This is a genomic window from Fodinicurvata sp. EGI_FJ10296 (genome assembly GCF_040712075.1).
GTDB lineage: Bacteria > Pseudomonadota > Alphaproteobacteria > DSM-16000 > Inquilinaceae > JBFCVL01.
Genome location: NZ_JBFCVL010000001.1, coordinates 42,651 through 56,501, shown reverse-complemented (window position 1 = coordinate 56,501; position 13,851 = coordinate 42,651). Strand labels below are relative to the sequence as shown.

General features: G+C 65.6%; 10 protein-coding genes. 8 read left to right on the top strand and 2 right to left on the bottom strand.

Features of this window, described 5'->3' with window-relative positions:
• Positions 1-166: 166 nt before the first annotated feature.
• From bcsA to ABZ728_RS00190, 8 genes are all read left to right on the top strand, one after another.
• Positions 167-2,635, top strand: coding sequence for a UDP-forming cellulose synthase catalytic subunit (bcsA, locus tag ABZ728_RS00225; RefSeq protein WP_366653518.1), 2,469 nt, complete (start codon positions 167-169; stop codon positions 2,633-2,635).
• Complete coding sequence (locus tag ABZ728_RS00220) at positions 2,632-5,283, top strand: cellulose biosynthesis cyclic di-GMP-binding regulatory protein BcsB (protein WP_366653517.1); 2,652 nt, start codon at positions 2,632-2,634, stop codon at positions 5,281-5,283. Before bcsA ends, ABZ728_RS00220 begins: the two co-directional genes overlap by 4 nt.
• Positions 5,284-5,300: 17 nt before the next feature.
• Positions 5,301-6,338 (top strand): glycosyl hydrolase family 8, encoded by a 1,038-nt coding sequence (locus ABZ728_RS00215; protein ID WP_366653516.1) that lies wholly within the window; start codon positions 5,301-5,303, stop codon positions 6,336-6,338.
• Positions 6,323-7,858: a hypothetical protein gene (locus ABZ728_RS00210; protein WP_366653515.1), complete on the top strand. Its 1,536-nt coding sequence runs from the start codon at positions 6,323-6,325 to the stop codon at positions 7,856-7,858. The genes ABZ728_RS00215 and ABZ728_RS00210 overlap by 16 nt, the downstream gene beginning before the upstream one ends.
• The gene (locus ABZ728_RS00205; protein WP_366653514.1) at positions 7,836-8,468 is read left to right on the top strand and encodes a hypothetical protein; all 633 of its coding nucleotides are present in this window, start codon (positions 7,836-7,838) and stop codon (positions 8,466-8,468) included. Before ABZ728_RS00210 ends, ABZ728_RS00205 begins: the two co-directional genes overlap by 23 nt.
• 136 nt (positions 8,469-8,604) lie before the next feature.
• Positions 8,605-9,210, top strand: coding sequence for a Spy/CpxP family protein refolding chaperone (locus ABZ728_RS00200; RefSeq protein ID WP_366653513.1), 606 nt, complete (start codon positions 8,605-8,607; stop codon positions 9,208-9,210).
• A 25-nt stretch (positions 9,211-9,235) separates the two neighbouring features.
• The gene (locus ABZ728_RS00195; protein WP_366653512.1) at positions 9,236-9,946 is read left to right on the top strand and encodes a response regulator transcription factor; all 711 of its coding nucleotides are present in this window, start codon (positions 9,236-9,238) and stop codon (positions 9,944-9,946) included.
• Positions 9,943-11,202 (top strand): HAMP domain-containing sensor histidine kinase, encoded by a 1,260-nt coding sequence (locus tag ABZ728_RS00190; RefSeq protein WP_366653511.1) that lies wholly within the window; start codon positions 9,943-9,945, stop codon positions 11,200-11,202. The genes ABZ728_RS00195 and ABZ728_RS00190 overlap by 4 nt, the downstream gene beginning before the upstream one ends.
• Positions 11,203-11,697: 495 nt before the next feature.
• On the opposite strand, the gene ABZ728_RS00185 is transcribed toward ABZ728_RS00190, so the two are convergent.
• Positions 11,698-12,771 carry an ABC transporter ATP-binding protein gene (locus ABZ728_RS00185; protein ID WP_366653510.1) on the bottom strand — a complete coding sequence of 358 codons (1,074 nt, stop codon included), beginning with the start codon at positions 12,769-12,771 and terminating at the stop codon, positions 11,698-11,700.
• Positions 12,771-13,838 (bottom strand): Gfo/Idh/MocA family oxidoreductase, encoded by a 1,068-nt coding sequence (locus ABZ728_RS00180; RefSeq protein WP_366653509.1) that lies wholly within the window; start codon positions 13,836-13,838, stop codon positions 12,771-12,773. Before ABZ728_RS00180 ends, ABZ728_RS00185 begins: the two co-directional genes overlap by 1 nt.
• Positions 13,839-13,851: the final 13 nt, after the last annotated feature.

Below are 13,851 nucleotides of genomic sequence, written 5' to 3'. Positions count from 1 at the left end.
TTGGGTAATTGTTAAGTTTCCATCGGGCTACACTCATAACTCAATGGAGGTCCGGCGAGCGATCAACTGGATGGGACTGAACGCGGGGCGAGAGTAATTTCAGGGAAGCTACCATTAAGACGTTAGAGGGTCGGATTTCGATTAAAAGTTGTTTTTGGCGGTGGTTATGATGACAAAAAGTAGTGATTTTTTTCTTGTTCTGTCCCTGCTTGTGGTGGTCTCGCCGGTGTTCGCCTTGGCGGCATTGCCGACATCATGGTCGACGCAACTGGGCGTCGGTCTGGTCGCGTTGGCCGTCATCGCGATGTCCAAACCGTTCGCACATCATCGGGTAGCCCGCTTCGTCATCCTGGGGGCCGGCGGTTTCGTCGTGCTGCGCTACGCCTTCTGGCGAACGATGGAGACGATTCCCTGGGAAACGCACGGTGTCGCACTGACGCTGGCGCTGCTGCTGTATGCCGTGGAAATGTTTGCGATCGGCTTCTTTTTCCTGACCAGCTTCGTCGTCGCTGATCCGATCAACCGTCCGCGTCCCAACCCGATCAAAACCGTCGCGGAGGTGCCGACGGTCGACATCTTCGTGCCGAGCTACAACGAACCCGCATCGATGCTGGCGATTACGCTGGCGGCGGCGGCGTCACTTCGCTACCCGGCCCACAAGCTTACTGTCTATCTCTGCGACGACGGCGGCACCGACCAGCGCTGCAACGATCCCGATCCGGAAAAGGCTGCTGCCGCCATAGAGCGGCGGGTCCAGCTACAGGGCCTCTGCCGCAAACTCGGCGCGACTTATCTGACGCGCCTCCAGAACACCAGCGCCAAGGCCGGCAACCTGTCGGCCGCGTTCGCCCGCTCCAACAGCGATCTTATCGTGGTGTTCGACGCCGATCATGTCCCGACCAACGATTTCCTGGAGCGGACCGTGGGGTATTTCGTTCAGGACCCGCGACTGTTCCTGGTCCAGACCCCGCATTATTTCCTCAACTACGATCCGGTTGAAAAAAACATCGGCGTGATGAACAAGATCCCGCCGGAAAACGAGATGTTCTACTCGGTCATTCAAAAGGGCCTGGACAAGTGGAATGCTTCGTTCTTCTGCGGGTCGGGCGCGGTCATGCGCCGGGTCGCGCTTCAGGAGAACAACGGCTTTTCCGGCGAAAGCATCACCGAAGACGCCGAGACCGCGCTTGCGCTGCACGCCCGCGGCTGGAAGAGCATGTATGTCGATCGGGCCATGCTGGCGGGCCTGCAGCCCGAGACGGTGACGTCGTTCATTGCACAGCGATCGCGGTGGGCGCAGGGCATGACCCAGATATTCCTGCTGAAGAACCCGCTGTTGCAGCCCGGCCTGAGTATCGCGCAACGCCTGTGTTATACGTCGTCGTCGGCCTTCTGGTTCTTCCCGTTGATCCGGCTGACGTTTCTGATGGCGCCGCTGATCTACCTGTTTACCGGCTTCGACATCTATGTGGCCACCGTCGAACAGTTCATGTCGTACACGGTCATTTATCTGGCGGCCGTCCTTCTGCTGCAGAACGCCATGTTCCGCAAGGTCCGATGGCCGCTGATATCCGAGGTGTACGAAACGGTGCTGACGCCCTATCTCTGGCGTGTGATCCTGTCGACGATCCGCAAGCCCAGGGCGCCGACGTTCAAGGTCACGGCCAAGGATGAAACCCTGGACGAAGATTACCTTGCGCCGATCGCCAGTTCGATATTCATCCTTGCCGGATTGCTTGCCGTCGGCGTGGTCGTGGCGCTGTGGCGGTGGTCGGCTTTTCCCGGCGACCGGGCGATCGTGGCGTTGGTCGGCGGCTGGTGTTTCTTCAACCTGTTGCTGGTCGTCACCGCGAGCGGGGCCATGTGCGAGCGCCGTCAGCGGCGCCGGGCACCGCGAGTCGACCTGGACGGCGCCGCTGATCTCATACTGCCGACCGGCGAGATCATCAGCGGACGTCTGATCGATATCTCGATGACCGGGCTGCAGGTCCGCATCCCCTATTCCGACGCCGCGACCCGGTTGACGGCGGGCAAGGAGGTCCGCATCGTCCCCGCCGCCCCCCGCAACGATGCGCGGCGGGCGATCGATAGCGTGGTGGCCAATGTGGCATCGGATGGCGGCGTCATCCGGCTCGGGTTGTCCTTTCCTGAAGAGCAGTCGGCGGAGAGCCTGCGCATGATTGCGCGGGTGATGTTCTCGGACAGCGAACGCTGGCACAAGCGCCGCACGGCCATACTCAAGGGACCGGGTCTGCTGGCGGGTCTCGCCTTCTTCCTGTATTTCATCGTCGTCAACAGCACACAAACGCTGACCTTTATCGTGCAGCAGGCAAAACGGTCCAGATCGACCGCGACCACGAAGGGCGACAAGAGCGTCTTTGACGCGCCCGCTCTGCCCGGCCTGGATCTCGAACCTGAGCCGGCATATGCCGGTCAGGCTGGAGGCGGTCAGTACGGGGGCGGGCAGTACGGGGGCTGGGCGGCGCAGTCCGAGGGGCTTTCGCCCGCCGCGCGGCATCACGACCCGGGGGCGCCGTCCGAACTGGACGACACCCAGCCGCTCCGCCCGTCAGTGGTGCAGCCGCATCGCCGATCGCAGCCCGAATTCACCGTTCACGACAGGTCTGCATCATGAAGTCGCTTTTCCGGAACCGGAGATCGATCGGTGCCGGTGCCCGTGCCGCGATTGCCGTATCGGCCATTTTGGCGATCGCGCCGCCGGGAGCCGTAGCCCAGCAGGGACAGGTCGTGAGGGGCAACGATTTCGAGGCACTGGATTCGATCATGATTCCGCTGCCCGGCCAGTCGGCGGAAACCGGCCCGACGGGCGGCCCGGTCAACGATCTGCGGCCTGAAATTCCCTCGATGCCGTCGCAATCCGAAGGCTCGACCGCCGCCACCGACGGGCCAATCGGTGTGCCGGATTTGCGGATCGAAAACCCGCCCGGTACCGACGGTCCGGTCCAGCAAACGCTGGCGCCCCCTGCTTTCGGCACCGGGTCCAGCCCCGTTGCCGGGGGCGCCGCGTTCCCGGGTATCGAAAGCCCGCTTTTGCCGGTCGGCGGGATGGACACCGCACGGTCTGACGCCCGCATCGTCGGTGAAGCCCCGGCAGCGCGATTCCACCTGTTCGCTGAATCTGTACCGCGCGCCCCGCGCCTGCAGATTCATTATCAGACGGCCGTGGATATCCTGCCCACGGCCTCTGAGTTGTCGGTATTCGTCAACGGTGTTTTCGTCGGCGCCTTTCGGCCCGATGCCTCGCTGCGCCCGCGCAATGTCGCACTGGATGTGCCGAGAGAAACCCTGACTGTCGGCCGGAACATCGTCGAAATCCGTGGCCGTCAACGCCACCGCGTGGCTTGCAGCGCCGAAGCCGGCTTCGACCTTTGGGCCAGCATCGATCCCGGGCAGAGCGGACTTATGGCGACGGGTGGACAGCAGGAGAGCGGACCGGCGGGAGGTTCTGATTTCGACACGCCTGTCGGTCCGGCGTCGCTGGCCATCGCGACGGCGCGGACGATCGCCGACGGGCGCCCGATCGCCGTATCGTTTCAGGACGGGGCCAGCATCGACGCGGTGCGCGCAGCGATTGCGGCGGCGGAAGAAATCGGCGTGCTGATGGGCGGCCGCGTTCCGGATTATGTCGTTCGCGCCGATCCTTTTGCCAGTCCGGGGGAGGCTGCGGACCATGTGCGCATTCGGCTGTTTCCGGCCGAGCGCAACGCCGTCCGGATCGCACGCGGTGGCGACGGCGCCGTCGTGCTGGCCGTGGACTATACGGACGGAAATGCCGCCGAGGCCATTCGGTCCGCGTTTCCGATGACTGCGGTGCCCGAGGCGCTCACGCCGATGACCGGCCGCGCCGTCTCCTTTGCCGCGTTCGATGGGCCGGATATCCAGGTTTCGGAACGCTATCGCCGCGAGGATATCGCGTTCCGGCTGCCGGAGGATTGGCTGGTCGAGAACGATCGCCAGGCCGAAATCTCGTTGGACTATGCCTTTGTGCGGGGATTGCCCGAGGGCAGTCAGCTCGTCCTTTCGGTCAATGACAGCACGATCCGGCTGCTGCCGTTGGATCGTGGCGGCGGGCAGCCAATCGACGGCTTTCCGATCCGGTTCCCGGCGCGCCTGCTGTCGCCGGGCCCGAATGCCGTCACGGTCGAAATACGCATTCCCGGCCGCTCGGAGACATCGGCCTGCCCGGACATTCTCGCGGCGGAAAGCCCGCCGATGGCGGCGGTGTTCCGGACCTCGACGCTGACCATTCCCGACGGATCCCCCTTCAGGTCGACGCCGAACCTGGCGCCGCTGACATCGCCGCCGGGCGCGCCCGATCGAACGGTGATCACGGTCGATGCCACGCCCGGCGCCCCCGACCGCCTTGAGCGGCTGCTGACGGTTGCCGGGGCGCTGTCGTCCTCACTCGGTGAAGCCGCGGGTATCCGGGTCGGTGAAACGGGAGAATGGGGCGAATCGACGACGGCGGGCGTCGCGCTCCGGGTGGTGCGGCCTGTCGATTTGACCGAAGCCGACCTGGCGGGCTTCGGTCTGACACTGGCCGATGTCCTGCCGCGTCTGGCGACGGGCGGCGGCCGATTGCCGTCAGTATTCGATGCGGCCGACGCGGCGCAGGGGGACGTCCCGCCGATGGAAGCCCTGCGCCGATCGGGGCTGATTCCGCGCGCCGACACCGCCACGCCCGCGCGATTCACCGATCCGCGTGATAACGGCGATTCCGCCAGACAATATTGGGACCGCGCGGACTCCGAAACGACCGACGACGGTCGCGATGCCGGCCTGCTGAACCGGCTGATGATCCAGGTGTCGGGCCTGCCGAATCGGTTGTGGCGTTTCGCCGGTTCGCTCGGCTGGGTCACCAGTTCTGACCCGGCCATGCTGATGGCGTCTTTGGACGAACCGGCGTCGTCGATGATTCTCGATCGAGCGAGCGATAGCGGCCGAACGATTCTCGTCGTGGCGGACGGTCCTGAGCAGTTGCGCCGGACGGCCAATGCCATGGCGACAGGGATATCCGGCGGCGGGCCGCGCGGGGCCTTTGCCCTTGTGTCCGCCGATGGCCGGTGGATCAACTATAGCGGCGGCGCCCGAACCGTCGAGCAGACGGGGGCCATTTCGATAGCCGGAGTGTTTCCCGCTGCCGGAACGCTTGCGTCGGCCTATCCCGTGGGGTTCATTATCCTTGTTCTTGCGGCCCTGGCCCTGGCGGCGGTCGCAACGAGCCGGATCTTCGCCCGCCTGGGAGACAGAGGGGATCATTAGTGATCGGACGGCGCTTGATGATGAAATTCTCCGCAATGGCGGCGATTGCGGGGTCGATCGCACCCATTGGTGGCCGGCCCGCCGTGGCCAGCGAACTCGAATGGAGCTTCTGGAAGGGTGCCTATACCGAGGCAGGGCGCGTCATAGACGGGCCGCAGGGCGATGTCAGCCATTCCGAAGGGCAGGGGTATGGCATGCTGCTAGCCCTCGCTTACAATGACCGTCCCGCCTTCGACTCGTATCTGGACTGGGCGATTTCGACACTGCGCGTTCGCGATGACGGGCTGTTTGCCTGGCGGTGGCGGCCCGGCGCAGAACCGGCGATTGCCGATACCAACAACGCGTCGGATGGCGATCTGCTGATCGCGTGGGCGGCGGCGCGGGCGGCAGCCCGGTTTCAGGACCAATACTATATGGACCTGGCATCATCGCTGGCCGAAACCCTGATCGCGCGTTGCATGGCCACCGATCCGGCGACGGGCCGGCGCTTTCTGCTGCCGGCCGTCGAGGGCTTTCAACGCGACGAGGGGCCTGTTCTCAACCCGTCTTATATCGTCCTGCCCGCGCTGCGCGAACTGGCAGCCGCCACCGGCATTGCCGAACTCGGACAACTGGCTGACGATGGATCGGCGATTCTGGCCGATCTGGCGGCCGACGGCCTGCCGCCAGACTGGGTGCAGATGACCGCCGATGGTCCGGTCCCGGCGGCGGATCTGTCGAACAATGCCGGCTATGACGCGTTGCGGGTGCCGTTGTACCTGATCTGGGATGGACAGGGCGACCATCCGGCTGTTATCCGCTGGCACGAGATATGGTCTCGTGCCGGGGGTGAAGCCATGCCGACAGTGGTCGAGGCCGGAACCGGCGCCGTGCTTGAGGAAAGCCCCAATCCGGGCTATCGGGCGACGCCGGCAGTGGTGTCCTGCATATTGGGTGATGCGCGCGGTGCGGCATTGCCGAGGGTGACGCTCGAAGAGCCCTATTTCCCGGCGACGCTGTCCCTGCTTTCCCGCGTCGCACAACGAGAAAAGTGGCCGAGATGCGCCCCCCTCTGAATATCCGTACCCGGTTGCGGCGCATTGCCTGGCGCATGATCCGGCAATCCTGCCGTCCCACGGCGGCGGCTATGGTGGCCGGCACCCTGGTGGCGACCGCAGCGCCGGTGCTTGCGCAGGCTCCCGAAGCGCCGGGCCTGACCGGCGAAGCGGGCGAAAGCGCGCGCATCTCTGCTGAGGACATGTTTGCGCTTCGCTACTATCTGGAGAACGAACAATACGATCGCGTCGAAGCGGAAATCCGGCGGCTGCGGGCCATCGACCCCAGCTGGGAAGTGCCCGACGACATCCTTACCCGATCCTTCGGTCCGGATGAGGCGCCGGTCTGGGCCGCGCTGGAAGATGGCAATATCGACCGGGCAGGCCGGGCGCTTGAGCAATTACAGCGGGACTATCCCGACTTCACGCCATCTCAGGAACTGACCGGCGAGATCCGTCGGGCGTCGAGCCAACAGCGCCTGCGCGAAGCGATGAGCGCCGGGGACTGGGCCGGCGCGGTATCGGCGGCAGAGGCCGCGCCGGAAATCATCACCTGCGGGCGTGTCGACAATGTCTGGTCGCTGGGCGAGGCGTATGCGCGTCTGGATCGCCCCGGCGATGCAGCCAGCGTCTGGCGGCAGGCCATCGACCTTTGCGGGCGGTACGATATCGCCGAAGCGACGATCGAAAAGGCCGACGCCTTTCTGGCGCAGCAGGCGATGGACGACCTGACAGATGCGGCGATCGCATCAATCGGCCGGGAAAGCGATTTCGAAGCCCTGCGCGATCGTCTGGCGGCTGGCCGGGAAGCAGGGGTAGGAGGCCCCGACGCGGATAACGGCGCCGCCGACGATCCCTCACCGGACGAGGAGACCGCGTCTGCACCCACACCCACATCCGCGACTGACGATGACGTGGCCGCGCCGCTGCCGCGCTCGCTGACGCAGTCGATGCCGGAAAACCCGGGACCTTCGTCTTCTTCGTCGGTCGATCTTCAGGTGGCGTCGGCGGCGTCCGAAGGCCGGGACTATGCACGCTGCCTGGCCGCGACACGGGGCGCGGAATCGGCGTCGGCGCTGCTGATCCGGGGTTGGTGTCTTTACGAGATGGACCGCCCGACCGAGGCCCAGTTGGCCTTTGCCGCCGTCCAGGAACGAACCACCGACCCGCAGGAGCGAATCGATAGCCGGTTCGGCGAGTTGCTGGCCATGCTCCGCCGGCAATTGGTCGACGAGGCGGAGCAGCGGCTGGTGCAGGCGGGTCTGCCGGAGGAATACGAGACCGACGTCAGCGCCGAAATACTGGCGCAGAAGGCCGTTCTTGCCTATGAAGCCGGACAGGATCAGCGGGCACTGGTCCTGATCGATGCCCGCGGCGCGATGGCGCCGGACCGCCGTGACCTGTCGATGATCGAGGGATTCGCGCTCTATAATCTCGGCCGCATTGCCGAGGCCGGCGGGGTATTCCGGCGTCTCGATCTGGAACTGTCGACACCGGAAAGCCGGGAGGGTTTGCGCATTGTCCGCTCAAGTCGTCAATGATAGCGCCCGCCGGGCCAGATCAAGGCCCGGCTCGGTGATCGTGCTGGCGGCCCTGGCCGGCCTGCTGGCAGGCTGCGTGACCAATGGCGCCAATCGGGATGGCGCGGCATCCATACCCTCATGGCGCAGCATCGGCATCCAGCAGGCATGGCTGCGGGTCGACGATGCGCTCGCGGCCTCGCAGCGGTCCACACCCGACCGTCATCAGCAGCGCATCGTCCTGCAGAACGATACCCTGGTGCCGGCGGAGAACCGCATCGATCTGGAGGCCAGCCGCCAGATCGGAATGTCGCGCAACGTCGTCGAGATCGAAGAGGTCGCCGATCGGGCAGCGCCATTCTTCGGGCCGATCCGATCCGACCGCCTGCAACAGGAAAACACCGCCTACGGCCCGCTTTTCTATATCGGTGCAACGCCGAGGGGCGGAACGATCTGCGTCTTCGCCTTTCAGCGGCTTTCGCCGGGAGCGGGGTCGCTGCCCGCCAGCGCGCGGCCGATCATGATGTCCGGTCAGAACTGTGTGCCCGGCAGCGATCCGCGTCTGGCGCTGGCGCCGTTCACCGATTTGTCCGTGCGCCCGGCCTCCATCGTTCTCGACCCGGTTTCCTGATCAGGTTTCCTGATTCAGTTTCCGGGTGGGGCGCTGCTTTACAAAACTTTACATTGGCCGCGCATGGCCGAAACAGAAGGTGCCTAGATTTCCCTGATCGCGGCCCGGCCGGGCCGCTCGCCACAGGAGAGATCGAATGACCGACATGGAAAACGCAAACGCCGAAGGCACCGGTTCCCAAAAGAACGTGGTTCCGGCACGCCGGCGCTATCGCTATCTCGCCATCAGTGCCGTGGCGTTGACCGCCGTCGTCGGCGCCGGAACCATCGCGGTGGCCGCCGGCCCGATGTCCGGTGGCCCCGGCATGGGGCCCGCCCACATGGATTCCGAACATGGGGGTTTCGGGCATATGAGTCCCGCCCATATGGGCTGGGGTGATATGGGCCGTGGCGGTCGAGGTGACAGGGGCGAGCGTCAAATGGAGCGCATGCTCGATGAAATCGACGCGACTCCCGAACAGCGCGAGGCACTGGAAGGCATCATGGACTCGGCTCATGAAGAAATGGGCGCGATGTTCGAGGAAATGCGCGGCACCCGCGCGGAGATGGCCGAGGTGCTGGGCGCAGCGGAAATCGATCGCGACGCTGCGGAAGAACTGCGGGCCGAGCGGATCGCGGCAATGGATGCTGCTTCGCAGCGAATGCTGAACAGCCTGCTCGACGCCGCCGAGGTCTTGACGCCGGAGCAACGAGTGGAATTGATGGAGATGATGGAGGAGCACGGCCCTCGCCGCGGGCGGTAAGCCTCATCCTTCCGGGGAGTCGAGCATGGCGCAGACGGTGCTGATCATCGATGACGACACGCGTCTGACCGCCATGCTGGCCGGCTATCTTTCCGATGCGGGCTATACCGTCCACCGCGAGGCCACGGCCACGGCGGGTCTCGCGGCGGCCGACCGGACGGCACCTGATGCCGTCATCCTCGACATCATGCTGCCCGACGGCGACGGATTCGATATCTGTCGCCGGATCCGGGCAAGTTCGGACGTGCCGATCGTCATGCTGACGGCGCGCGGCGACGAAACCGACCGCATCGTCGGTCTGGAAATCGGGGCCGACGACTATCTGCCCAAGCCGTTCAGCCCGCGCGAACTTCTGGCCCGGCTGCGCGCGGTCATGCGGCGGCGACAGGCCGGACCGGACAGCGCGGCGCCGGCGCCGTTGCGTTTTGGCCGGCTGGAGATCGACCGCGCCGCCCGCACGGTTCGGGTCGACGGTCAGGAACGGGTGCTGACCAGTCACCAGTTCGACCTGCTGGTCGCGCTGGCCCAGCGACCCGGGCGCGTGCTGACCAGAGAACATCTGATGGATCTGGTCCGGGGTGTCGAATTCGATGCCTTCGACCGGTCGATCGACGTTCATATCTCGCGGATCCGTCAGGCCGTCGAAACCGACCCGAAACATCCCCGGCGAATCATCACTGTCAGGGGCGCGGGGTATGTCTTCGCCGGGTTGCAGGACGAGGGCGATCAGGCATGACCCGGTCGCTGTTCTGGAAGATCTATCTGACGCTGCTGGCCGCGCTGCTGCTCGTCACCCTCGCCATGGGCCTGGTGGTCCGGCTGACATTCGACGACGAGGCGGCGCAGTGGCGAGACCGTCGGTCGGAACTGGTCATGTCGCTGGTGCCGGATGACGCGACGCGTGCTGAAATCCGGCGGCTGGCACGCGGGATGCGCGCCGACATCGCCGTCTATGACCCTGACGGCCGCCGCATGCTGGCGGCCGGCCGGCCGTTCCCGATGGAGATCGGCCAGATCGGCCGCGATGGCCGCATGCACGACCATGGGGATGCGGCCCATAACCTGCACCAGCATATGCTGGACGACGGCCGTACCATCGTCGCCCGCTTTGACGCAGGGTTGCCGCCGATGCGCAGTCCGCTGGCGGCGATGGCCCTGATCGCGGTCGTGATCGGACTGGCCGCCTTTCCGGTTATCCGTCATGTGACGCGGCGGCTGGAAACGCTGCGCGGCGCCGTGGACGCGTGGGGCGACGGTAATCTGGTCGCCCGTGTCCCGGTCGAGGGCCGGGACGAGATCGCCAGCGTCGCCGAAAGCTTCAACCGGTCGGCGGCCAAGATCGAGGCGCTGCTCGCCGCCCACCGGTCGCTGCTGGCCAACGCCAGTCACGAATTGCGGTCACCGCTGGCCCGGCTGCGGGTGGCGGTCGACCTGTATGAATCCGGCCCGACGCCGCCGCTGAGGCGCGAGATCCTGCGGAGTGTCGAGGAACTGGACGAACTGGTGGAGGAAATCCTGCTCGCCAGCCGGCTCGACCATGTCGCCGGACTGGAGCGCCGCGAGCGCGTCGATCTGGTGGCGCTGCTGGCCGAGGAAGCCGCACGGGTCGATGTCGAGATCGACGGTGCCGACGCGGTGGTCGAGGGCGACCCCCGTCTGCTGCGCCGGCTGGTGCGTAATCTGCTGACCAATGCCGTCCGCCACGGCGCGCCGCCGATCGACGCCCGCGCCGACCGGCTGAACGGCGCGATCCGGCTGACGGTCGCCGACCACGGCCCCGGTGTTCCCGAGGCCGACCGCGCGCGCCTGTTCGAAGCCTTCTACCGGCCGCAGGGCCATGGCGAAACGTCGGGCGGGTGGGGGCTGGGCCTGGCCCTTGTGCGCCAGATCGCCGAGCGCCACGGCGGAACCGCCGACTACACCCCGGGCGCAGACGGCGGCGCCTGCTTCACCGTTACCCTGCCCCGCGCCACTGACGCTGCGCCTGATTGAGTGGTCTGGTTTGGCCGCCCCGGTCTATGGCCTACGCGATTCACAGATCGGCCGCGCAGCGCCAACCCCCTCCTGATCGCCCCCGACATCGATCGGGGACCCGGACCCGGATGAGCCCGGTTCGCGTGCCGACGTGGGGAAGTTGCTGCTGCCAAGATCCCGGTTCGGCAGCGCGTCACTTCGTGGCCGCGCAGCGCCCGGGACGATCAGGGTGTGGAAATCACCAGTTCCGCTGTCGATCTCGTTGTGTCAGTGCCGTAGGGTCTATGGCGGGCCAATTGACGCGCTGATTTATCCATAGTTAATTCACAGGGTTAGAGCTGAAAAATCGCCCAATCTTTTCAAGCAGATACGGTGAGCTTTTATGCATCGCGCCCTCGCTCTTCGAGATCTGGATAGCGTGGAACAACAGATCGTGACGCGGCTTCTGGCGGCACGGGGCGGGGCCAGCCAGACTTTGACCGATCCGCCTCATGCGAATGATGACCCCTGACGTCAATCGAGTCCGGCGGGCTGCCGGATCGCGAGGCCATCAGCGCCGAACCGGTGCATCCGTTCGGGGTCGGGAGTAAGGTAGACGGTTTCGCCGACATGGTGGGCGTATTGGCCGGCCAGGCGCACGGTGACGGGGCCGATGTCCGGGACGTCGACATAGAGGAAAGTGTCCGATCCCAGATGTTCGGCGTGGCCGATGGTGCCGGTCCAGGCGTTGTCCGTCCCGGTGTTCCCATCGAGGGGACGGTCGCGGCTGACGGCGATGTGTTCCGGACGGATGCCGATCGTCGATGCGCCGTGTTTCTCGGCCTCGGCGCCGGCGATCAGGTTCATCTTCGGCGAGCCGATGAAGCCCGCGACGAACAGGTTGGCCGGATGGTTATAGAGGTCGATCGGCGAACCGACCTGCTCGATGCGGCCCTGGTTCAGCACCACGATGCGGTCGGCCAGTGTCATGGCCTCGATCTGGTCGTGGGTGACATAGACCATGGTCGCGCCGAGGGTCCGGTGCAGGTTGGCGATTTCGATCCGCGTGTTGATCCTGAGCGAGGCGTCCAGGTTCGACAGCGGCTCGTCGAACAGGAACAGGTCGGGCTGGCGCACGATCGCGCGGCCGATCGCGACGCGCTGGCGCTGGCCGCCGGACAATTCGGCGGGCCGGCGTTCCAGCATGTCCGACAGCGAGAGCAGCGCGGCGGCGTGGTCGACCCGCTGCTTGATCTCGGCCTTCGGTGCGCCTTCCTGCTTCAGCGCCAGCCCCATATTCCCGGCGGCGGTCAGGTGCGGATACAGCGCATAGGACTGGAACACCATGGCGATGCCGCGTTTGGCCGGCTGAACGCCGTCAACTGGCCGGCCGGCGATGGTGATCCGCCCGGCGCTCTGGTCCTCCAGCCCGGCGATGATCCGCAGCAGCGTGGATTTCCCGCATCCCGACGGGCCGACGAAGACGACGAACTCGCCCTTGCGGACCTGCAGGTCGATGCCGTTGATGACCTTCACCGGGCCGAACGCCTTGGTGATGCCGGTCAACGTCAGGGCGAGATCGGTCGCATCGCCGTCTTTCCCGGCCATCAGCGCGCCTCCAGATCGATGGCGCGGTTTTCGCGCATGCTGCGATCGGCCTCCAGAACGATTTCCAGCGACCGGACCGCGTCCTCGTTGTGTTTGGACAGATCGACGTCCCCGATGATCGCTTTCAGGACAAAGGCCTGCTCGCGCTCGCACAGTTCCTGGTGCCCCGGTTCGTCGGCCATCGACATGGTTTCGTCGCTGCGCGCGAAGCGGCCGTCCGGTGTGGTTTCTGCATGATGTAGCCGGATCGTCGCGGTCTTTGTGTGGGTGTCGATATCGGCGGATTTGGCGCCTTCGTCCATGACGATCGAGACCGCGCCGCGTGGGCTGATCACATCCTTCACGAAGAACGCCGTTTCCGAGATCATCGGGCCCCAGCCCGCCTCGTACCAGCCGACCGATCCGTCGTCGAACAGTACCTGCAGATGGCCGTAATTCACCTGATCGGCGGCGATCTCGTCGGACAGCCGCACGCCCATGCCCCGCACCTGAATCGGCCGGGCGTCGGTGATCTGGCACATGACGTCGACGTAATGAACGCCGCAGTCGACGACCGGCGAGGTTGACGCCATCAGCCGCTTGTGGATGTCCCAGGCCTCGCCGGCCGATTGCTGGTTCAGGTTCAGGCGCATGACATAGGGCGGCCCCATGGCCCGTGCCTTGTCGATGAACGCCATCCATGACGGGTGGTGACGCAGGATATAGCCGATCACCAGCTTGCCGCCTGTGGCCCGGGCGGCGTCGACCACGCGCCTGGCATCGGCGACGGTCGTCGCCAGCGGCTTTTCCACGAAGACATGGCACCCGGCCTCCAGCGCGCGCACGGCCAGATCGGCATGAGTGTCGGAATAGGTGTTGATCGACACCAGATCGGGTTTCAGCGCCAGCCCGGCATCGAAGTCCGCGATCAGCGGATAGCCTTCGAGGCCGCCGGAAAGATCGGCCGGTGAGCGGTTGTGAAGGCCGATGATTTTGAAGCCCGGATTGCGGTGATACGCCAGCGCATGGGACCGGCCCATCTGTCCGAGGCCGGCGACGAAGACGGATAGCGGGGCGGCATTTGACATTGTGGCACTCTCA